This is a genomic window from Pseudomonas sp. H3_E04, assembly GCF_054668915.1.
This window is the reverse complement of record NZ_CP162797.1, coordinates 555,399-579,150: the sequence shown is the minus strand read 5'-3', so window position 1 is coordinate 579,150 and position 23,752 is coordinate 555,399. Positions and strand designations below refer to the sequence as shown.

Annotated in this window: 8 protein-coding genes; 5 read left to right on the top strand and 3 right to left on the bottom strand. The window is 62.6% G+C overall.

From position 1 onward, the window contains the following. Positions 1–20: 20 nt before the first annotated feature. Positions 21–1,646, bottom strand: a complete 1,626-nt coding sequence (gene pvdP / locus AB4N53_RS02605; protein WP_460117892.1) for a pyoverdine maturation tyrosinase PvdP — start codon at positions 1,644–1,646, stop codon at positions 21–23. A 207-nt stretch (positions 1,647–1,853) separates the two neighbouring features. Between pvdP and pvdM the strand changes: the two genes are divergently transcribed. The 5 genes from pvdM (at position 1,854) to AB4N53_RS02580 (ending at position 9,783) form a co-directional block, all read left to right on the top strand. Next, the gene (gene pvdM / locus AB4N53_RS02600) at positions 1,854–3,218 is read left to right on the top strand and encodes a pyoverdine-tailoring dipeptidase-like protein PvdM (protein WP_073474059.1); all 1,365 of its coding nucleotides are present in this window, start codon (positions 1,854–1,856) and stop codon (positions 3,216–3,218) included. Then, positions 3,215–4,501: a pyoverdine-tailoring periplasmic protein PvdN gene (gene pvdN / locus AB4N53_RS02595; RefSeq protein ID WP_460117889.1), complete on the top strand. Its 1,287-nt coding sequence runs from the start codon at positions 3,215–3,217 to the stop codon at positions 4,499–4,501. The genes pvdM and pvdN overlap by 4 nt, the downstream gene beginning before the upstream one ends. A 36-nt stretch (positions 4,502–4,537) precedes the next feature. Beyond that, the gene (pvdO, locus tag AB4N53_RS02590; RefSeq protein WP_460117887.1) at positions 4,538–5,425 is read left to right on the top strand and encodes a dihydropyoverdine dehydrogenase; all 888 of its coding nucleotides are present in this window, start codon (positions 4,538–4,540) and stop codon (positions 5,423–5,425) included. Between the two features lie 109 nt (positions 5,426–5,534). Beyond that, positions 5,535–7,184, top strand: coding sequence for a cyclic peptide export ABC transporter (locus AB4N53_RS02585; RefSeq protein ID WP_323168256.1), 1,650 nt, complete (start codon positions 5,535–5,537; stop codon positions 7,182–7,184). A gap of 115 nt (positions 7,185–7,299) precedes the next feature. Next, entirely contained in the window at positions 7,300–9,783 is a 2,484-nt protein-coding gene (locus tag AB4N53_RS02580; protein ID WP_460117885.1) for a TonB-dependent siderophore receptor, read from the top strand. A gap of 620 nt (positions 9,784–10,403) precedes the next feature. On the opposite strand, the gene AB4N53_RS02575 is transcribed toward AB4N53_RS02580, so the two are convergent. Together AB4N53_RS02575 and AB4N53_RS02570 are read right to left on the bottom strand one after the other, a co-directional pair. Further along, on the bottom strand, positions 10,404–11,366 hold the full coding sequence (locus AB4N53_RS02575) for an alpha/beta hydrolase (protein WP_460117883.1): 963 nt from the start codon (positions 11,364–11,366) through the stop codon (positions 10,404–10,406). 69 nt (positions 11,367–11,435) lie between these two features. After that, positions 11,436–23,750, bottom strand: a complete 12,315-nt coding sequence (locus AB4N53_RS02570; protein ID WP_460117881.1) for a non-ribosomal peptide synthase/polyketide synthase — start codon at positions 23,748–23,750, stop codon at positions 11,436–11,438. Between the last annotated feature and the right edge of the window lie 2 nt (positions 23,751–23,752).

Below are 23,752 nucleotides of genomic sequence, written 5' to 3'. Positions count from 1 at the left end.
AGAGTGTGTGTTGAAGCGATCTAAAGCTGTCGGCCCTTGACCTTCAGGTGCCGTGCATACCAAGGGCGCTGTGGCACTTTGCGGAACAGCTCGGTCATGTTGTCTTCGTCGCCGAAGGTGATGCGCAGCGCCAGCTTCATGGTTTCCGGGTCCATCTCCACTGAACGTCCGACCTGCAGGCCGGGTACGGTGCTGCAGCCGTGGGTGTCGGGGCCGAGCCAGGGATCGGCGACTTCCACCCAGCGTCCCGCTGCAAACCATGGCACGCCGTTCACTTCCAAACGACTCACTTCACCCGGATGAAAGCGTTCATGGGCGCGAAACCAGTCTTCCAGGCGATCATCGATCCAGCCGTGAAAGCGCCAGAACACCGGGTTTACATGGGAGGAAAAGGGATCACCGAGAAAGTCGTTTTCCGGCGCATACCAGCGCGCGGCGAAATCCGCCTGATCGCGCGCCATCGGCACCGGAATGTCGTTGGACGGGTCACGCGCCACCGAAGCCCAGCGCATGTGCAGCCAGTCGTGCAGGCCCAGTTCGACCTCCGAACCGAACTGGCCAAGGGTCAATTTCGACAAATAACGGGGATCACGGTACTGCGATTCCCAGACCAGGAAATTGCTCTGGAAAGTCTCCGCCGCTTTGATGTCGCTGACCCATTTGGTGTACTCGTCATCACCCTCGGCCAGCCAGGTCGGCGGCAGGGAATTGCCGTCGTGATTATCGAAGTAACGCGCGAAGCCCTGCCGGTCCCGCTCCAGCTCAGGCTGCGGCTGCGGGAACGCCGGCCAGGAAGGCAGATCCTGCATCGAGCGGGCGATGCCGAGCATGTGCCGATGCATAAAGAAAAAGTCCACGCCCGAGCCGTTGCGATCCTTGCTTGGCCCACGGGCATCGCGCTCCTTGTCACGTGGCCCGGGCTGCCAGCCGATGCCGCGCAGCGCTTCGCGTTTTTTCTCCGAGAGCTTGTGCCACTTGTCACGGGTGGCGTGCCAGAGCTGGTGGAACAAACGATGTTCGGGCGCCACCAGCCAGGCCAACAGTTGCGGGTTCAACCCGGTGCGTTCGCGAGCTTCGGGAAAACGCCGTTTGATGGCGATGAACTGATTGTCCAGCTCGGGCAACGCCAACGGCCGGTCCAGACGCAGCACCTGCCCGGTGAACGTGGCGCTGCCGGCATTGCCGAACGCCGCCCATACCTCATCCAGTTTGACTTTGAATTCATACACCGGCGGCGTAAGCGGCGCATCGGTGCGCATCAGGCGCCAATACATCTCGGCGCCGTTGCCCGGTGCCAGATCGCCAATTACTTGATAACGCACAGGCCCTTCGGCACGCAGCTTGGCCCCGGTGTCGAGATAACCACGCAGGCCGCGCCCACGATGAGCGATGTCGAGAAACAGCTCCAGGCCTTGCGCCGGCAAACCATCAAGCCCCGCTGCCGCACCGGTAAAGCGAATGTCCCAGACTCCACGCAAATTGTCCGCCAGCTGTTGCCCGGCGGTGTCCGCCAGATCGACCGTGGCCTCGCCCGGGGTGATCGGAAACTCCTCGCGGGTCAGTTCACGATGTGCATAAAAAGCGGCAGGCAGCGCGGCGCCCGTGAGTGCCATGCCCGCCATGAACCAGCGTCGAGAGATCGTCATTGCCCTACCTGTGTCAGCCATGAAGCAGGCTTTATCCAAGCTAGAACGTTTGCTCGGCGGGGAAATTTACGCCGCTGGCAAAACATCCCTGCGCCGCTGCCGGGCATTTGTAACCCACGCCTAAATTAGCCACCCGGCCACTCGTTCTTCCCAGATAGCAAAGGCCCCTGCGCCTGTACCTCGACGGCGAACCTGAATGAGATGGCAATGACAAAACCGCGTTGGAAAAAGGCTCTATTCATCGGCCTGCCGCTGGCCCTGGCGATCAGTGCCGGCGCAGGATTTCTGGCCTGGGATTACCTGAACAACCCCGGCTACCCGGTGAAAGTGATGAAACAGGCGACCGAGTTGCAGGATCGCCTGCTGTCGTTCGACAGCCACATCACCGTGCCGCTGAGTTTCGGCAGCCACGACCACGAAGCCGACAAGGATGGTTCGGGCCAGTTCGACCTGGTCAAGGCCAATCGTGGGCGCTTGTCCGGCGCGGCGCTGACGGTATTCGGCTGGCCGGAAATGTGGAACGGCCCGAACGCCCCGCACCGTCCGACCGAGGGTTTTGTCGAAGAAGCGCGCAATCAGCAGGAGGTGCGTTACAAGATCATTTCCGGGATCGTCCGCGACTTTCCCAATCAGGCCGGCATCGCCTACACGCCGGATGATTTCCGCCGCCTGCACGGCGAAGGCAAGTTCGCGATTTTCATCAGCATGCTCAACGCCTACCCGCTGGGCAATGATCTGAGCAAGCTCGACCTGTGGGCCGGGCGCGGCATGCGCATGTTCGGTTTCAGTTACATCGGCAACAACAGCTGGGCCGACTCGTCGCGGCCGCTGCCGTTTTTCAATGACTCGCCCGATGCCCTCGACGGTCTGTCGGACATCGGCAAACAAGCGGTGCAGCGCTTGAACGATCTGGGCGTGATCATCGACGTTTCGCAGATGTCGACAAAGGCCCTTGAGCAGGTCGCCGAACTGAGCCGTACACCGCTGGTGGCCTCGCACTCGGCGCCCCGGGCGGCGGTGGATATCCCGCGCAACCTCAGCGACAAAGAACTGCAACTGATCAAGAACAGTGGCGGCGTGGTGCAAGTCGTCGCCTTCTCGCAGTACCTGAAACCGCTGACCCAGGGCACGCAGGACAAACTCAATGCGTTGCGTGCGCGCTTCGATCTGCCGCCACTGCCCAATCTGGCCATGGCACTGATGCCGGGCGATCCGATCATCACCGCCTGGTCGGAACAGAAGCTCGGCCAATACGCCAGCGGCCTCTACGCGATCCTCGAAGAAGAACCGAAAGCCACCCTCAAGGACTTCGGCGACGCCATCGATTACACAGTGCGCAAGATCGGTATCGACCACGTCGGCATCGCCTCGGACTTCAACGACGGCGGCGGCATCAAGGGCTGGGAAAACGTCGGCGAGATCCGCAACGTCACCGCCGAACTGCTACAGCGCGGCTACTCCGAAGCGGACATCGCCAAGCTCTGGGGTGGCAACTTCATGCGCGTCTGGGATCAGGTGCAAAAAGCTGCGAAACCGGCGCTGGCGTCACGCCAGGAGGTGGCCCGGCCATGACCGATCGTCGCACTTTCCTGAAGCAGGCCGGCCTGCTCGCCACCGCCCTGCCCTTGGGCGCCAGCCTGACTGCACCGGCGGCCATCGCTGCCGTGCCGACTGCCTCGCGGGACAAATGGGCGCAGTTGCGTCAGTTGTTCGAGCAGGATCCTCAGGCGATTCACTTCGCCAATTTTCTGGTCACCTCGCACCCCAAACCGGTGCGCGAAGCCATCGAACGCCATCGCGCCGCGCTGGATCTGAATCCGGGTCTGGCGATGGACTGGGATCTGGGCGTCACCGAGAAGCGCGAAGAAAACGTGCGCCACTGGGCCGGCCAGTATCTGCAAGCCAAACCGGCGCAAATCGCCCTGACCGGCAGTACCACCGAAGGCCTGGCGATGATCTACGGCAGCGTGCAGGTGCGCGCGGATCAGGAAATCCTCACCACGGTTCACGAGCATTATTCGACGCGCAATATTCTCGATTTCCGCAGCCGTCGCGATGGCACGCGCGTGCGCAAACTCACCCTGTTCGAAACTCCGCAGAGCATTTCTCTGGATCAGGTACTCGACACGATCAATCGCAATATCCGCCCCGAGACTCGCGTGCTGGGCATGACCTGGGTGCATTCCGGCAGCGGCGTGAAGCTGCCGATCAGCGAGATTTCGCGGCTGGTCGATGAGCACAACCGCCAGCGCGACGACAAGGATCGGCTGATCTACGTGGTTGACGGTGTGCACGGTTTCGGTGTCGACGACCTGAGTTTCCCGCAGATGAACTGCGATTTTTTCATCGCCGGCACCCACAAATGGATGTTCGGCCCGCGCGGCACCGGCATCGTCTGCAGCCGCATGGAAGAACTGAAATACGTCAGCCCCAGCGTGCCGACGTTCTCCGAGGCCACGGCTTTCTCGACCATCATGACCCCGGGCGGCTACCACGCCTTCGAGCATCGCTGGGCGCTCGACGAAGCCTTCAAGTTGCACCTGCAACTGGGCAAGGCCGAGGTGCAGACGCGCATTCATCAGCTCAACAGTTACCTCAAGCAACGCCTGCAGGAGCACCGCAACATCGAGTTGGTGACCCCGCTCGACTCGCAGTTCTCCGCCGGTTTCACCTTTTTCCGGATCAAGGGCCAGGACAGCGATGAAGTGGCTGCCTGGCTGATGCAGAACCGGGTGGTCTGCGACGCGGTCAGCCGCGATGTCGGGCCGGTGATCCGGACCGCGCCGGGCTTGCTCAACAGCGAAGCCGAAGTGGATCGCTTCATGGACATCCTCGGCAAAAAGCTGCGTGCCTGATCTTCGACTGCCGTTTTCCTTTCAAAGAGACGACCCATGAAAAAGCCTCACGCGTCACTCCTCTCCAAAGCTCTGCCCGCACTGACGCTAAGCGCCCTCTGCGCTGCGCTGTTGCCCGGCAGCGCCCTGGCGGCGACCGCGCCCGCTGCGGGCAAAGTGTTCAAGGACTGTAAGGACTGCCCGGAAATGGTCGTGCTGCCAACCGGCAGCTACACCATGGGCACGCCGGATGATGAAGTCGGCCGTCAACCCGACGAAGGCCCGCTGCACACCGTGACTTTCAGCAAACCGTTCGCTATCAGCCGCTCGCAGGTGCTGGTGGGCGAATGGGACGCCTATGTGCGCGAGACCGGCAACAAGCCCTACGACTTCGATGATCGCCCGGGGCGCCGTTGCACCGCCGGCAAGCCGGAATTCAAACAGACGCCCCGCGACCCGGCCGTGTGCATGAACGTCGCCGAAGCCCAGGGCTACATCGACTGGCTGTCGAAAAAGACCGGCCACGCCTATCGCCTGCAAAGCGAATCGATCCGCGAATACGCCGCCCGTGGCGGCAGCGCCGGACCTTTCCCGTTCCCGTTCGATGAGGGCAAGGATTACCAGATCTCCAGGCACGCCAACACCTACGGCGCGGCCGACGGCTACAACTTCACCTCGCCCGCCGGTACCTTCCCGGCCAACGCATTTGGCGTGTTCGACGCTCACGGCAACGTCTACGAATGGACCGCCGACTGTTATCACCCGGACTACTCCGGCGTGCCCGCCGACGGACGCCCATTGACTCAGGAAAACTGCGAACGCCAGGTCATGCGCGGCAACGACTGGGGCGAGGCGCCGATCTTCTCGCGCTCGGGCAACCGCAACAGCAGCTGGCCGACCAGCAAGGGCGACTGGCTGGGCTTTCGCGTAGTGCGCGACCTCTGATCCCGCCCTCGACGAGCGCAGCCACGCCTGCGCTCGGTTAAAGAAACTCCGCGACCATTCGTTTTCCTTAAGTACCGGCACTCCCTCCGCATCGAAGCAGGAATCCTCCATGACCAAGCCTACGCGTGGGGCGATCAACGAATTGTTCGCCCTGCTCAAGCCCTTCCGCCTGATCGTCTCGGCGTCCATCGTGCTCGGCATGCTCGGCGGCCTGAGCGTCACCGTGCTGCTGGCGACCATCAACAACGCCCTGCATTCCGATGACGGCCTTACCCGCACCGTGGTGATGATCTTCGCCGGCCTTTGTGCTCTGGCCCTGCTGACCACGATCCTGTCGGACATCGGCACCAACTACGTCGGCCAGCACATCATCGCCAAACTGCGCAAAGAGCTGGGGGAGAAAGTCCTGTCGGCGCCGATCGACCAGATCGAACGCTATCGCAGCCACCGCCTGATTCCGGTGCTGACCCACGACGTCGACACCATCAGCGACTTCGCTTTCGCCTTTGCACCGCTGGCGATTTCCATGACCGTGACCCTTGGCTGTCTCGGCTATCTGGCCATGCTGTCGTGGCCGATGTTCCTGATGATGCTGGTGGCCATCGCCATCGGCACCACCATCCAGGCAATTGCGCGGGCCAAGGGCATGCGCGGTTTCTACGCTGCCCGCGACTCCGAAGACGAACTGCAAAAGCATTACAACGCGATCGCCGAAGGCGCCAAGGAACTGCGCATTCACCGCCCGCGTCGCCAGCGCATGTTCGTCGCCGGCATTCAGAAAACCGCCGAGAAGATCTGCGACACCCAGATCAGATCGATCAACACGTTCGTCATCGCCAAGTCGTTTGGCTCGATGCTGTTCTTCGTGGTCATCGGCATGGCGCTGGCCCTGCAATCGCTGTGGCCGAGTGCCGACAAAGCGGTGATGAGCGGATTCGTTCTGGTGCTGCTGTACATGAAGGGGCCGCTGGAACACTTGATCAGCACCCTGCCGATCATCAGCCGCGCGCAGATTGCCTTCCGCCGCATTGCCGAACTCAGCGAACAGTTCTCCTCACCGGAACCGCACCTGTTGCTGCAGGATCAGGGCAGCAAGCCAGCCGCCGTCAACAGCCTGGAACTGCGCAACGTGCGCTACGCCTTCCCGCCCGTCGAAGGCAGCGAACCGTTCCGTCTCGGCCCGGTGAACCTGCGTATCGAACAGGGCGACATTGTGTTTATCGTCGGCGAAAACGGCTGTGGTAAAACCACGCTGATCAAACTGCTGCTGGGCCTGTACGCGCCGACCGAAGGAGAAATCCGCGTCAACGACAAGCCGATCACTGCGGTCAACCGCGACGATTACCGGCAGAACTTCACCACGATCTTCGCCGATTACTACCTGTTCGATGACCTGATCCAGGGCGATCGTGAAGTGCCGCAGGATGCTACGCGCTACCTCGAACGTCTGGAGATCGCGCACAAGGTCAGCGTGCGCGACGGCGCGTTCAGCACCACCGACCTGTCCACCGGCCAGCGCAAACGCCTGGCACTGGTCAATGCCTGGCTCGAAGAGCGCCCGGTGCTGGTGTTCGATGAATGGGCGGCGGATCAGGACCCGACCTTCCGGCGGATCTTCTATACCGAGTTGCTGCCCGACCTCAAGCGTCTGGGCAAAACCATCATCGTGATTTCCCACGACGACCGTTACTTCGACGTCGCCGATCAACTGGTGCGCATGGAGGCCGGCAGGGTCAAAAGCGAACTGCAAACCGCTTGATCGAAGCAGCCGCGACCGGGCCGGAGAAAAAACTTTTCCGGTTTGCCGCGGCTTCCTCGTCTTAATGAGATGAATAAGAACCATTAACAACTATACCTGCCAAGGTCTTAACCTCATGTCCGCATCCCGTTTCATGCTTCGCCCTCTGACTCGAGCCCTGCTGATGCACGGCGCGACCCGCACACGCCTGGCCGGTAGCGGCCTGGGTCTGGCACTGACCCTCGCGGCAGCGCCGTATGTCCAGGCCCAGGAATGGACCCTGAACATCCCGGCCCAACCGCTGGCCCAGGCCCTGCAGACCCTCGGTCAGCAGACCAGCCTGCAAATCGTCTATAGCCCGGAAAGCCTGCAAGGCCTGCGCTCCAGCGCCCTCAACGGCCGCTACCAGGACGACGAGTCGCTCAAGGCGATGCTCAGCGGCACCGGCATTCGCTATCAGCGTGACGGCAACACCGTCACCGTGCTCGGCCCGGCCACTGGCGGCAGCGCGATGGAGTTGGCCCCGACCAACGTCAACGCCAACCGCCTCGGCGCCACCACCGAAGGCAGCAACTCCTACACCACCGGCGGCGTGACCATCGGCAAGGGCGTGCACTCGCTGAAGGAAACGCCGCAATCGGTCACGGTGATGACCCGCAAGATGCTCGATGACCAGAACCTCAACACCATCGAACAGGTGATGGAGAAGACCCCGGGCATCACCGTCTACGACTCGCCAATGGGCGGCAAGTATTTCTACTCGCGCGGTTTCCGCATGACCGGCCAGTACCAGTACGACGGCGTGCCGCTGGACATCGGCAGCAGCTACGTGCAGGCGGACAGTTTCAACAGTGACATGGCCATCTACGACCGCGTGGAAATCCTCCGTGGCGCGGCGGGCATGATGAAGGGCGCGGGCGGCACCGCCGGCGGCGTCAACTTCGTGCGCAAGCGCGGCCAGGACACCCCGCACACGCAGCTGTCGCTGTCGGCCGGGACCTGGGACAACTACCGCGGCCAAGTCGACACCGGCGGCCCGTTGAACGACGCCGGCACTGTCCGTGGCCGCGCCGTGGTGACCCAGCAGACCCGTCAGTATTTCTACGATGTGGCTGAGCGCCGCGATCAGATCTACTACGGCGCCCTGGACTTCGACCTCAGCCCCGACACCACCCTCGGCCTGGGCATGGCCTATGAAGATGTCGACGCCACCCCATGCTGGGGCGGCCTGCCGCGCTACGCCGACGGCTCCGACCTGCACTTGAAACGCTCTACTTGCCTGAACACCTCGTGGAACAACCAGCGCAGCAAACGCGCCACCTACTTCGCCGACGTCAAACACCAGTTCAACGACGACTGGTCGCTGAAAGTCGCCGGTGTCTACTCGCGCAACACCCAGGACATGGAATATTCCTTCCCGAGCGGCACAGTGCCGTTGGGCGCCACCGCCACCAACACGCTGATGCTCGGCAGTACCTATGACTACGACCAGCGCGACTACGGTTTCGATGCTTACGTCGACGGCAAATTCGACGCCTTCGGCCAGCAGCACGAACTGATCGTCGGCGCCAACGCCAGCCGTTCGCACAAGGACGACTTCTACGCGGTGGCGGCATTGCCACAGCGTCAGAACGTGTTCAACCCGAACCACAACATCCCGCAGCCGGATGAAAGCTACTACCTGGCCAACGCCTCCCGTGGCGGCCCCGTGGACATGCACATCAAGCAATACGGCGCTTACTCGATCGCCCGCCTGAAACTCGCCGACCCGATGACGCTGGTACTGGGCAGCCGGGTCAGCTGGTACAAATCCGACACCGACTCGGTGCAGTACTTCCGTGGTGAAGGCACCGAGGTCAACACGCAGTCCACCGAATCCGGCCAGGTCACGCCGTTCGCCGGCCTGCTGTACGACCTCAACGACAACCTGACCGCCTACGCCAGCTACACCGACATCTTCACCCCGCAAGGCTCGTACAAAACCATCGACGGCAGCACGCTCAAGCCGCTGATCGGCCAGAGCTACGAATTGGGGATCAAGGGTGAGTGGTACGACGGTCGTCTGAACACCACGTTCAACCTGTTCCGCACCATCCAGAAAGACGCGGCCCAGGATGACCTGCGGTGCGAAGACAGCTCCTGCCAGATCAACTCGGGCAAGGTCCGCGCCCAGGGCTTTGAAGCTGAAGTCAGCGGTGAAGTGATCGACCGCCTGCAATTGCTCGCCGGTTATACCTACACCCAGACCAAAGTGCTGGAGGATGCCGACGCCACTCAGGATGGCGCGGTCTACAACTCCTACGTGCCGCGTCACCTGTTGCGCGTGTGGGGTGATTATGCCCTGAGCGGGCCGCTGGATCGTGTGACCATTGGTGCGGGTGTCAATGCGCAGACAGGCACTTACCGCGTTTCGCCACTGGGCGGAGACAATGTCGACGGCGCGGGTTACGCGGTCTGGAACGGTCGCATTGGTTATCGGATTGATGACACCTGGTCGGTGGCGTTGAACGGCAACAACCTGTTCGACAAGCGTTATTACGCGACCATTGGGACCGAGGGGTTCGGTAACTTCTATGGCGAACCGCGCAATTTTGTGATGTCGGTGAAGGCTGATTTCTGATTGGTCTTAGTTGTGTGGAAGCCCCGCTTTGGCGGGGCTTTTTGTTTTTGGGGTTGGGGGCATATCCGTTGCTGCGGTGAAGGCTACTTTGGGTTCCGCCCCTACGGCGGGTCACCTTTTCCAAACGCCGGAGTGCCGGCCCAGCGAAAAGGTAACCCAAAAGGCTTTGCCCCGGCGTACGGCCCGCTCGCTGGGGCTCGGGGTACCTTCGTTACGGAGCCGATCCTGGCGCAGCCTGCCGAAGGGGCAAAAGATCAAGAGCCGGATCAAAAGCCAAAGCCAAAGCCAGATCAAAAGATCGCAGCCTTCGGCGGCTCCTACAGTTGGATCAGGTGCGGGCATAGAGAAATCGGTCGGCTGTCAGGCCGCCTTCGCGAGCAGGCTCGCTCCCACAGAAAGGCAAAAGCAAAAGATCGCAGCCTTCGGCAGCTCCTACACAATGAGCGCAAGCTCGAGTGCTTTTGATCTTGATCCACCGGCGACATCGGAGCGAAGGAACCCGAGCCTGCGAGGGCCGAACGTAGGAGCTAGCGTTTTTTGCTTACTTTTTTTGGCGCTTGTAAAAAAGTAAGTCGCCGTAAGGGCGAAACCGCCAGCAGCAACACCAAAAAAAAGGATATTCACCCCATCCAAAAAGCCCGCGCAAGCGCCCCACCCACCCTCGAATAAACCTCCAGAACCCCAGGCACCACCGCCCCCAACCGCAACAAATCATGAGTCAACCCGGCACAAACCTCGACCTCGACCCCCACCCCCTGCCCACGCAGCCTATCGACATAAGCCTGCCCCTCATCCAGCAACGGATCAAACCCGGCCAATACCACAATGGCCGGCGCAACCCCACGCAAATCCTCCGCCAGCAACGGCGAAAAACGCCAATCCAGATAATCCTCCGGCCCACGCGCATAGTGCTGATAAAACCACTCCAGCGTGTCGTTCTCGAGCAAATACCCCTCGCCAAACAACAGCCGCGAATCATGCACCCGCGAAGCATCCGTCACCGGATAACACAACAACTGCACCTTGGGCGCGATAGCCACCGTGTGCGGCCGCCGCACTGCCTGAATCGCCAGCACCGTCGCCAACGTGGCACCCGCGCTGTCGCCACCAAACGCAACGCGCGAACCATCCAGGCCCAGGCTCACAGCCTGTTCGGCCAGCCAGGCCAAAGCGTCCTCGCCATCCTCCAGCGCCGTCGGGAAGCGATGTTCCGGCGCCAGCCGATAACCGACTGAGAGCACCGCACACGGGGTGCGCTGGCAAAACTCGCGGCAGACGCCGTCGTGGGAATCCAGACTGCCGACCACAAACCCGCCGCCATGGAAATACACCAGCACCGGCAGCGACGAGGCAACACCGCTGGGCCGATACAACCGCAAAGCCAGCGCCGCACCATCGCGGGCCAGTGTCTCAATCTCGCTGACTTCAACATCCTGCGGCGCTGGCCAGCGCAATTGCGCGGTGGTCTGTTCGAAGGTGGCGCGGGCCTCGCTCGGGCTTAGTTGGTGCATGGCCGGCAGGCCGGCGTCCTGGCTGTCTTGAGCGAGGTCGAGAAAAGCTTCCAGATCAGGGTGTAACGACATCGATAAAAATCCTTGTATCCGCAATAAGACGGGCGCGCCTGGGCAGCGCCCGCGCAAAAGACCGGGCGATCAACCCACCCGCGCCATGCAATGCTCGATCAACGCTTCAAGCTCACGCTGGTAATCGCTCATCAGCGCATCCATGGTGCCGGCGCGATAACGCTGGCTGCTGTAGATGCAGCGCAAGGCCAGTTGCCCGTCATAGACCTGGCCGACGATTTCCAGCCAGTTGCCCAGGTTCGCCTTGAGGCTGTAGTTGTCGCCGGTCTCTTCCAGGGCCGGCACCAGCAACGCCTGTTCGTCGAAGCTCTGGTCGAACTGTCCGAGGTAGTTGAAGGTCACCCGTGCCTGCGGCAGTGCGGCCAGTTGCGCCGAAATGTCCGGCCCGGCCAGATGACGCAGCACGCCGTAGCCGATGCCCTTCTGCGGTACGCCCGCCAGTTGCGCCTGCACATCGATGATCGACTGGCCGATGTCATCGCTGTCCGGGCGCAAACGCACCGGGAACATGCTGGTGAACCAGCCGAGGCTGCGGCTCAGGTCGATCGATTCGAAGAGGTCTTCGCGACCGTGTCCTTCGAGCAGGATCAGCGCTGACGGTTGCTGGCTCCAGCGGCACAGGGCACGGCTGAGTGCTGACAGCAGCAGGTCGTTGATCTGCGTGCCGTACACCGCCGGGGCCTGTTTGAGCAGTTGTTCGGTGTGTTCGCGGGACAGTTTGAGCCGTGCCTGCGCCTGTTGCCGCACAAGGTTCTTGCCGCGCGGGTTGTCGCACGGCAGATCAACGCCGGGCTGATCCAGTTGCTCCAGCCAATAGCTCAACTCCTGTTCGGCAATCACTGGCGCCCGCGCCTGCAATGCCTCGGCAAACGAACGATAACTGCTGGTGCGAATCGGCAGTTGCGGCGCCAGCCCCTGCACACACGCCTCATAAGCGACTTTCAGATCGTCGAGCAGAATCCGCCACGACACGGTGTCGACCACCAGGTGATGAATCACCACCAGCAAGCGCGCCTGGCCATCCGGCAACGCCACATGCATGACCCGCCAGACCGGCCCGTCATCGAGTCTGAGGCTGCGCTGCGCGAGGTTGGCCAACGCTTCGACCTCTTCGCTGTTTTGCGTTTCACGGCGCCACAGCACAGCCTCGTCCGACAAGCGGGTGCTATAGCGCTGCAACCAGCGCCCGCCGTCGTTGGAAAAACGCAGGCGCAGCGAATCGTGATGTTGTTCGATCAAGCCCAGCGCCTGTTCCAGTGCATCGAGATCCAGCGGCTGACGAGCGCTGAGCAGCAACGACTGGTTGTAGTGATGCGCCTCGGCCATGCCTTCGGCAAAGAACCACTCCTGGATCGGCAGCAGATTGAACGCGCCTTCTGCGGCAACCTGAGTCAGGTCCGGCAACGCTTGCCCGGCGCCCTCCTGCACCACCTGCTGCTCGACGATGCCGGCGATGGTTTGATAGCGCATCAGATCGCGCAGCTTCAGTTCCATCTGCAGGGTTGGATGGTTTCTCACCCGCGAGATCACTTGCAGGCTGAGGATCGAATCGCCGCCCAGTTCGAAGAAGTTATCGCTGATACCGACCTGCTCGACCTGCAACACCTGCGCCCAGATCTCGGCCAGCAAGCTTTCCTGCTCGGTGCGCGGCGCAACATATTCGTCGCTTTTGAATTGCGGCTCCGGCAGGGCCTTGCGATCGAGTTTGCCGTTGGGCGTAACCGGGAACGCGCTGAGGCAGACGATCTGCGCCGGCACCATGTATTCCGGCAGCGAAGCACGCAGCCCGGCCTTGAGTTCATCGCCGATATCATCACCCGTGGCGGTGACCACATAACCGATCAGTTGCTTGCCGGAGGCATTGTCGCGGGCAATCACCAGCGCATCGCTGACTGCCGGCAACTGACGCAGGCTGGCCTCGACTTCGCCCAGTTCGATGCGGAAGCCGCGCACTTTGACCTGATGGTCGATGCGCCCGACGTAATCGACCACGCCGTCCGGGCGACGCCGCACTAGATCGCCGCTGCGGTACAGGCGCTCGCCAGGGGCAAATGGATTGGGCACGAAGCGTTCGCCGGTCAGGTCGGGGCGCCCGTAGTAACCACGGGCGACGCCGTAACCGCCGATGTACAACTCACCGGCAAAACCCGGCGGCAGCGGATTCAGATCGTCGTCGAGCACGTACAACGAACGTGCACCGACTGCGCGGCCGATCGGCGCGTATGCCGCTTCGCAGTGCTGGCTGATGGCGACTTTCCAGAGCATCGGCGTGACCACGGTTTCGGTCGGGCCGTAGCCGTTGGTGAAGTATTGCGGACGCAACGCCGCTTTCACCTGTTCGAAAGTCTGTTCCGGCACCGCATCGCCACCGAAGCAGTAGATGCGCACCGGCGGCGGTGCAATGCCGCTGGCGGCGGCGTACTCGGCGAGTTGTTTGAGATAGGCCGGCGGGAAGCAAGCGATGGTCACGCCGTAATCGTGCAAGGCCTGATAGGTCTGCTCCGGCGTCCACAGGCATCCGTCGCGAATCACCAGACGACCGCCGCTGTACAAGGTACTCAGCCAGCGTTCGTGAGCACCATCGAAGGCGAACGACATGAAGTGCAACTCGCAACTGCGCGCGTCCATTTCGTACAGCCCGGCAATGGCCTGGCAGTGCATGCTCAACGGACCCTGGGTGACGGCCACGCCTTTCGGCCGCCCGGTGGACCCGGAGGTGTAAACCAGATAGGCCAGGCTCTGCTCGTGAATAGCGCAGACCGGGGCAGCATCACTGTAAAGACTGCGATCGAGCTGATCGATTTCCAGGCGCAGCACGTCTGGCGGCGCCGGCAGGGTCGCGCGCAGGCTGGTCTGCGTCAGCAGCAGGGCCATGCGCGAATCTTCGATCATGTAGGCTAGACGCTCCGGCGGATAATCGATGTCCAGCGGCACGTAGGCGGCACCGCTCTTGAGCACGGCGAGGAAGCTCACCAGCATTTCCAGCGAACGCGGCAACGCCACGCCGATCACCACTTCCGGCCCGGCACCGTGGGCGATCAGGCACTGCGCGAGACGATTGGCTTGCCGCTCGAGTTCGGCGTAGCTCAGGCTCTCGCCGGCGCATTGCACCGCGATCGCATCGGGTTGCTGTTGCGCATGACGGCTGATCAGCTCCGGCAGCAACTGCGGCGCGTGGCGGTGGGAAGGCTCGGCGCTCCAGGCCTGCGCCGCTTGCCATTGCTCGGCGGACAGACGCTGCAAGTTACCCAGCCGCTCATACGGCGCGGCCATCATCGCCGCGAGGGTGTTTTCCAGGGTCAGGCGAATGCCTTCTACCGCCTCGGCGCTGAAGTGGCTGCGCAGGTACAGGTACTCGATCGACAACTCATCGCCAAGCATCACCGCAAGGTCCATCGGCACGTTGGTCACGCCGTGGCCGATGGATTTGCCGAAGGTCAGCTCGGTGTCGGTTTCTTCCTGCAAGCGCTCGTCGATCGGGAAGTTTTCGAACACCACGATGCTGTCGAACAGCGCCTGACCACCGAGGTTCGACCAGCGCTGCACATCGGCCAGCGGTGCCTGGGAGTAATCGCGAATGTCGAGGTTGTAGGCCTGCACTTCCCCCAGCCAGTCGGCCAGACGCTGATCGGCCTGTAGGGTCTGAATGATCGGTAAGGTATTGATGAACAGGCCGAGCATGTTGCCGACGTTCGGCAGGCTTTCCGGACGCCCCGATACGGTGGCGCCGAAGGTCACCGTCTGCTGGCCGGTGTAGCGTTGCAACAGCAGCAGCCACGCGCCCTGAATCAACGTGTTCGGGGTGATGCGCAAGTCGCGGCAGAACTCCAGCAGACGCGCGGTTTGCGCTTTGTCCCAGTTCGAATAGAGCGCATCGTGACCGGCTACGTCGGCACTGTGACGCGGGTGCATCGCCTGACTCAGCGCGGTCGGTTCGTTGACCACCGCCAGACGCGCCTTCCAGAACAGCTCTTGGGCATCCTGATCCTGCGCCTGCAACCAGGCGATGAAGTCGCGATAGCGGCCGTTTTCGCCAGTCACCTCGCCCGTGGAGTAGTACTGCAAGACCTCGCCGAACAACCGCGAACTGCTCCAGCCGTCCATCAGAATGTGGTGGCTGGTCCAGATCATCTGGTACTGCTGGTCGCCCAGCTGCAGCAGGGTCACCCGCTGCAATCGCGCTTCGGACAAGTCGAAGCCCAGTGCGCGGTCGGCGCTGGCAAACTCGGCAATCGCCGCCTCGCTGCAGTCCTGCCCACGCCAATCGAGCACCTGCATCTGCAACGGCGCCTGGCGATGCACGACCTGCAGCGGCTTGGCCAGCCCATCCTGCCAATGGAAACTGGTGCGCAGGATCGCCTGACGGACGATGATGAATTCCCAGGCCCGGCGGAAACGCTCGACGTCGAGGCCCTTGATCGGCAGGCTGACCTGTTGCACGTAAAGGCTGCTGCCGTTATCCGACAGGGTGTGGAAGAGCATGCCTTCCTGCATCGGCGACAGCGGATAGACGTCTTCAATCAGCTCCGCCGGCACCGGCAAGGCATCGAGCTGCGCCTGATCCAGTTGCGCCAACGGGTAGTCGGCAGCGCTGGCGAATTGTGCGTCTGCCAGCGAAACCACCGTGGCGAGTTTCTGCACCGTCTGCTGCTGGAACAGGTCTTTGGGCGTGAAGCAAATGCCCTGCTGCCGCGCGCGGCTGACCAGTTGAATCGAGATGATCGAATCACCGCCGAGGGCGAAGAAATTGTCGGTCACGCCGACCTGCTCGATCTTCAGAATGTCCTGCCAGACCTCGGCCAACTGCTGCTCCAGCGGCGTCGAAGGCGCGACGTAATCGCGTTGCGCCTGATTGGCATCCGGCGCCGGCAAGGCCTTGCGATCAAGTTTGCCGTTGGGTGTCAGCGGCAACTGTTCGAGGAACAGCCACTGCGCCGGCACCATGTAATCCGGCAGATGCGCCTTGAGCGCGGTTTGCAGCGCAGTGCTCAGCGCGTCCAGTTGCGCCAGGCTTTGATCGGCCTCGGTCGGCACCACATAAGCCACCAGTTGCTGACCGCTGACGCCGTCCACAGCCAGCACCACGCCTTCGCGCACGCTGGCCTGGGCCAGCAGACGCGCTTCGATTTCACCCAGTTCAATACGGAAGCCACGCACCTTGACCTGATGGTCGATGCGGCCGACGTATTCGATACGGCCGTCCTCCATGAAACGCGTCAGGTCGCCGGTGCGGTACATGCGCTCGCCGTTGCTCGCCAACGGGTTGGGCACGAAACGTTCGGCGGTCAAGCCTGGGCGCAACAGATAGCCACGGGTGATGCCATCGCCGGCCAGATACAGCTCCGCTGCGATGCCGACCGGCGCTTCCTGCAATTGCTCATCGAGCAGGTATGCAGTGGTATTGCGCAATGGCCGGCCGATATTGGCCTGGCCGCCGAGTTCGCGACGGGTCCAGGTCGAATACGTGGTGTCTTCGGAAGGCCCGTACAGATCGTAGACGTGGGCGACCGAAGTCTCGCGGTACAAGGTGTCGACCAGCGCCTGCTTCAGCGGCTCACCGGCCAGATTGATGATGCGCACGCCCGGCGGGATCTGGCCGATGCGTTGCAACGCGGCAATCGCCGACGGCACGGTGTTGATCAGGCGCACCTGATCACGCTCGGGCAAGTCCGGTAGCTCCAGAGCATTGCGCGCCATGACCATGGACCCGCCGCGCGCCAGGGTGACGAAAATCTCCCACACCGACAGGTCGAAGCACACCGACGTCGAGGCCAGCACGCCCTGCAGATCGTCCTCGCTGTAGACCTCGGCGGACCAGTGAATCAGCGCCTGCACGTTGCGATGGGCGATGGCCACGCCTTTCGGTTTGCCGGTGGAACCGGAGGTGTAGATCACGTAGGCAAGATCGACCGAGTCAGCGCGCGCCGGCAGGTTGTCCGGTGCCTGCGCGGCGAACGCCTCGCCGCCGGCCTCGACCAGCACCACCTGTGCTTCGCTGGACGGCAGTTGCGCCAGCAACGCTTGCTGGGTCAGCAGGACTTTCGCCTGGCTGTCATCGAGCATGTACGCCACGCGGTCGGCCGGGTAATCCGGGTCCAACGGCACGTAGGTGCCGCCGGCCTTGAGCACCGCCATCAGGGCGATCACCAGTTCCGCCGAACGCGGCAGCGCCACGCCGACGCGCACTTCGGCGGTGACACCCAGTGTCACCAAATGCCGGGCCAACTGGTTTGCCCGGCGGTTCAGTTCGCCGTAGCTCAGCGCCACGCCGGCATGACTCAACGCCAGTGCCTGCGGATGCGCTGCGACCCTTGCTTCAAAGCTCTGCGAGATCAACCGCTCGGCCGGATAAGAGGCGTGATTGTCGTTCCACTGCGCCAGCGTCTGACGCTCGGCCAGCGGCAGCAGACCGATCTCGCCGAGTGCCCGTTGCGGCGCCTCGATAAATTGCTCCAGCACTTCACGCAGATGCGCGGCCAGAGCGAGCACGCTGCGTTCGGCAAAGTGCTCGGTGAGGTAGTTGAAATCGAGGTTGAGCACTTGGCTGGCGCCGGCGATCAGGGTCAGACCGTAGTTGGTCTGCTCGCGATGTTCCAGACCGGAAAAACGCAGCCCCCCCGGGTTGGCCTCCAACGCTTCGGACACCGGGTAGTTCTCGAACACCAGCAAGGTGTCGAACAACGCTTCGCCACTCAATGCGGCCAGACGTTGAATGTCCTGCAACGGCGTCTGTTCGTAATCGCGCAACAACAGGTTCTTGTCCTGCACACTGCGCACCCAGTCACCGACGCTGAGGCTGGCCTGCGGGCTGGCGATCACCGGCAAGGTGTTGATGAACAGCCCCAGTTGCTCCTCGATGCCCGGCAAATCCACCGGACGCCCGGATACCGTGGCGCCAAACGCCACGGTGGCCTGGCCGGTGTAGCGCTGCAACACCAGCAGCCATGCCGCCTGCACCAGACTGTTGAGGGTCACCTGTTGCTGACGGGAGAAGTGGTTCAGGCGCTGGGTCAACGCTTCATCGAAATGCAGACGATGCATCTGTTTGCCCGGCCCCGGCACGGTGCGTCCGTGGCAGGCCGACGCCAGGCGGGTCGGCTCGTCGAGTTCGGCCAGTTGCCCGCGCCAGAAATCCTGCGCGGCTGCCTTGTCCTGGCCTTGGAGCCAGACCAGAAAATCGCGATAGCGGCCCTGCGCGCTCGGCACCGGCTGGCCGGCGTAATCCTGCAGCACTTCGCCGAACATCCGCGAGTTGCTCCAACCATCCATGAGGATGTGATGGCAGGTGAAAATCAGCCGATGGCGATCGGCGGCAGTGCGCAGCAGGCACAGGCGCAACAGCGGCGGATTCTGCAGATCGAAGCCACGTTCGCGGTCGGCCTGCGCCCGTGCTTCAAGCACCGCCGGCAGATCGGCGGCATCGCGCACATCGATTTCCGGCATTTCCAGGGTCAGTTGGCGGTTGATCACCTGCAACGGTGCATCGAGGCCATCGCGGCCCCAGATGAAACCGGCGCGCAGCACTTCATGGCGATCGACCACCCGTTGCCAGGCTTGCTGGAACCGCGCAACGTCGAGGCCGTCGATGTCCAGCAGCATCTGATAGACGTAGGCGCTGGCGTCCGCGTCGTACAGGCTGTGGAACAGAATGCCTTGCTGCATCGGCGCCAGCGGATAAATGTCCTCGATGCGCTGGGCGGCAATCGGCAGGCTGTCCAGATGCGCCTGGGACAAACCGGCCAGCGGCACGTCGGACGGCGTGAGCCCGCCCGCATGGCTGAGGCAGTGCTCGATCAATTCGTTCAGCGCCACTTCGTAGGCGCGGGCCAGCGCGGCAATGGTCGTCTCTGCGAAGACGTCGCTGCTGTAGGTCCACGTCAGGCTCAACTGGCCCTGATAAACCCGGCCATCGATGGTCAGCCAGTTGGCCATCGGTGCGTTTTCGTCCTGACCGGCGCCCTTGTCCTCGGTGGCCGGCCGCCACAAGACGTCGTCATCGAAGTTGTTATCGAACTGGCCGAGGTAGTTGAACGTCACCTGCGGTTGCGCCAGTTCATGCAGTGCCGCTTGTGCTTCGGCCGTGCCGAGATAACGCAGCAAGCCGTAGCCGATGCCCTTGTTGGGGATCGCGCGCAGTTGCTCCTTGATGCCTTTGATCGAACTTTCCAGGCTGGCGTTTGGTGTCAGGCGCACCGGGAACATGCTGGTGAACCAGCCAACGGTGCGGCTCAGGTCGATGTCGTCGAAGAGGTCCTCGCGGCCATGGCCTTCGAGCTGGACCAGCGCGCTGTCGCTGGCGGTCCACTCGCAGAGCACCCGCGCCAGTGCGGTCAGCAGCAGGTCGTTGACCTGAGTGCGGTAGGCCGCCGGGGCCTGTTGCAGCAATTGGCGGGTAAGTTCGGCGTCCAGCCGCGTGTCGACGCTGCGTTCGAAGCGGTTGTTCAATTGGCCCTGCGGATTATCCAGCGGCAAACCGAGCGGCGCGTCGCGCAACTGTTCGCGCCAGTAGCTCAGTTCGCTGCCCAGCGTCGCGCTGCGCGCATGTTCTTGCAGGCGCAAGCCCCAGTCCTTGAACGCGCTGGTCTTGGCCGGCAGATGCACGCTCTGTCCACTGCTGATCTGCTGATAGGCGCTTTGCAGGTCTTCGAGCAGGATCCGCCACGAAACGCCATCGACCACCAGGTGATGAATCACCAGCAACAGTCGCTGACTGGCGTCCGGCAAATCGATCAGCGCCGCGCGGATCAGCGGGCCGTTGTGCAGGTCGAGGCTGCGTTGCAGGTCGAGGCACAGCGCTGGCAATGCCGCGCTATCGTCCAGCGTGAAAGTGCGCAACAACGCTTGTGGCTGATCCGCCGCGCCGTGGCTCTGCTGCCAGCCCTGCTCGGTTTGGCGATAACGCAGGCGCAAGGCGTCATGCTGTTTCTGCACCTGCGCCAGCGCCTGTTGTAGCGCAGTGGCTTGCAGGGTTTTCGCCGGGGTCAGCAGGATCGACTGGTTCCAGTGGTGGCGCGCCGGGATGTCGCTGTGGAAGAAATACTGCTGGATCGGCGTCAGCGGCGCATCGCCGAGCACCTCGCCCTGCTCCGTTTGCACGGCGTCGCTTTGTTGCGCGACGGTGGCCAGACGCTGCACGGTCTGGTGCTGAAAAATGTCCTTGGGCGTAAAGCGGATACCGGCCTGCCGCGCGCGGCTGACCACTTGAATCGAAATGATCGAATCGCCGCCCAACTCGAAAAAGTTGTCGTGAAGCCCGACCCGTTCGACCTTGAGCACGTCCTGCCAGATCTCGGCCAGGCGCTGTTCCAGTTCACTGCGCGGCGCCGCGTAGGCCTCTTGCACTTGCGCAACGTCCGGCTGCGGCAGTTGCTTGCGACCAAGCTTGCCGTTGGCGGTCAGCGGCAGTCGGTCGAGGAACGCCCAACTGACCGGAACCATGTAATCGGGCAGGGTCTCGCGCAGGTGCGCCTTGATCGAATCGCGCAGCGCGCCCTGCTCGTCCGCGTTCAATGTCTCGACCGGCACGACCCAGGTCGCCAGTTGCTGGCCACTGAGACCGTCCACCGCCAGCACCACCGCTTCGCGCACCTGTAGATGCTTGAGCAGTTGCGCTTCGATTTCGCCGAGCTCGATGCGGAAACCACGGATCTTCACTTGGTGGTCGATACGGCCGATGTACTCGATCACCCCATCGCCGCGCAGGCGTGCGAGGTCGCCGGTACGGTACAGACGCTGGCCGGCCTTGCGGTTGAACGGGTCGGGCACGAAGCGGGTAGCGCTCATGCCAGCCTGATTCAGATAACCACGGGCCAGACCGGCGCCAGCGATATACAACTCACCGATGCAGCCTTGCGGCACCAGGTTGAGCGAACTGTCGAGCAAGTACCACGACAGGTCGACAATCGGCGCGCCGATCGGGCTGCTGTGATTGCTCTGCAGATCCGCCAGCGACAACGGCCGGTAAGTCACGTGCACGGTGGTTTCGGTGATGCCGTACATGTTGATCAGCGTCGGCGCGCGATCGCCAAAACGCTCGAACCACGGACGCAGATTCTGTACTTCCAAAGCCTCGCCGCCGAACACCACGTAACGCAGGGCATTGCTGCGACTCGACTCGCAGGCGACCTGCATCAACGGCTTGAACGCCGACGGCGTCTGGTTCAACACGGTGACATGTTCATCGCACAGCAGCGTGTAGAAATCCTCCGGCGAACGGCTGACATCGTGGGGCACCACCACCAGTTTGCCGCCGTACAACAGCGCGCCGAAAATCTCCCACACCGAAAAGTCGAACGCGTAGGAATGGAACAGCGTCCAGCTGTCCTGCGGGCCGAAATCAAACCAGTGCTCGGTGGCGCTGAACAGGCGCATCACGTTGCCGTGCGGCAGCAGAGCACCCTTGGGTTTGCCGGTGGAACCTGAGGTGTAGATGACGTAGGCCAGATTGTCCGGCGTGGTCAGGCATGGCGGGTTGCTTGCGATGCCGTGTTCCGGCGCCTGATTCAGATCGAGGCAGATCAGCCCCGGCGGCAGCGGCAATTGCCCGAGCAAATGGCCCTGAGTCAGCAGCAACTGGATGCCGCTGTCATCGATCATGTAACTCAAGCGGTCATCGGGGTAGCTCGGGTCCAGCGGCACATAGGCGCCGCCGGCCTTCAGCACCGCGAGAATGGCGACGATCATGTCCAGCGAACGCTCGACCGCAACGCCGACGCACACGTCCGGGCCGACGCCCTGCTCGATCAGCGTATGCGCCCACAGGTTGGCGCGGTGATTGAGTTCGGCGTAACTCAGGCGTTGCCCGGCAAAGCTCACCGCCACCGCATCGGCATGCCGCTCGGCCTGGGCCTCGATGGCTTGCTGGATGCACTGGGTCAGCGGCTGTTCAATCAGCGGCGGATTCCATTGCGCCAACAGCTGTTGCTGCTGGCCTGCATCGAGCATTGGCAACTGGCCGATACACTGGCTCGGCTCGGCGACGATCGCTTGCAACAGCGCGGTCCAGTGTTGCGCCAGGCGCTCGATGGTCGCTGCGTCGAACAGGTCAGTGGCGTACTTGAGCACGGCTTCGATGCCGTGGGCCTGTTCGGTGGTATTGAGGGTCAGGTCGAACTGCGCGGTCTGGCTCTGCCATTCCAGCGGTTCGATGTTCAGGCCGTTCAGGCGTGTGGCGATGCTCGCGCGGCGCTCGGCCTGGTGGTTGAACATGACCTGAAACAGCGGACTGTGGCTGAGGCTGCGCCCCGGTTCCAGCGCTTCGACCAGTTGCTCGAAGGGCAAGTCCTGATGCGCCTGCGCCTCCTGCGCCGTCTGTTTGACCTGACGCAGCAGTTCGACAAACGGCAGCTCTGCGTCGACATCCGCCTTGAGCACCTGGGTGTTGACGAAGAAACCTATCAGCCGCTCGATTTCCACCCGGCCACGGTTGGCTACCGGCACGCCGACTCGGATGTCGCTTTGCCCACTGTAGCGATGCAGCAAGGCCTGAAACGAAGCCAGCAGCAACACGAACAGGGTGACGTTTTCCTGCCGGGCAAACGCCTTGAGGGCATGGCTCAGCGCCGGATCAAGAATCAGGTTGTGGCTGGCGCCGGCGAAGCTCTGCTCGACCGCGCGCGGGCGATCCAGCGGCAGTTCCAGTACCGGTTGTTCGCCGCCGAGCTTTGCCTGCCAGTAGGCCAGTTGTCGCTCCTGCTCACCGGCCTCCATCCAGTGGCGCTGCCACAAGGCGTAATCGGCGTATTGAATCGGCAGCGCCGGCAGACCGGCGTCGTGACCAAGGTTGAAACCGGCGTAAAGCTGCACCAGTTCCTCGATCATCACTTGCAGCGACCAGCCATCGGAAACGATGTGGTGCAGGGTCAGCACCAGCACATGGTCATCAGGTTTGACCTGCAGCAGCGCGGCACGCAGCAACGGGCCGTGCTGCAGGTCGAAAGTCTTTTGGCTCTGAGTCTGGACGAAAGCCTGGATCGAGTGCTCCGGGTCATGCGCCAGATCAGCGCTCAGATAATGAATCTCCAACGCAAAGGGTCCTGCGGGCAGGACCACTTGCAAGGGTTGTGCGCTGTCTTGAGTGAATACGGTGCGCAAGGTTTCGTGGCGCTCGATCAGCGCCGCAATGCTGCGTTCCAGTGCCGGCACATCCAGCGGCCCCTGCAAGCGCAGGGCCGTCGGAATGTTGTAGGCCGCGCTGTGCGGTGCCCACTGCCAGAGGAACCACTGGCGCTGCTGAGCGTAGGACAGCAGCAACGGCTCTTCAGCCGTGCGCTTGAAAACCGGGGCAATGTCAAAGAGGTTGACGCCTTTCTGCTTGAGCAGAACCGCCAGAGCCTTTCTTTGCTTAGCCGAAAGTTGTCCTACCGACTCGATTAACTCTTGCACGC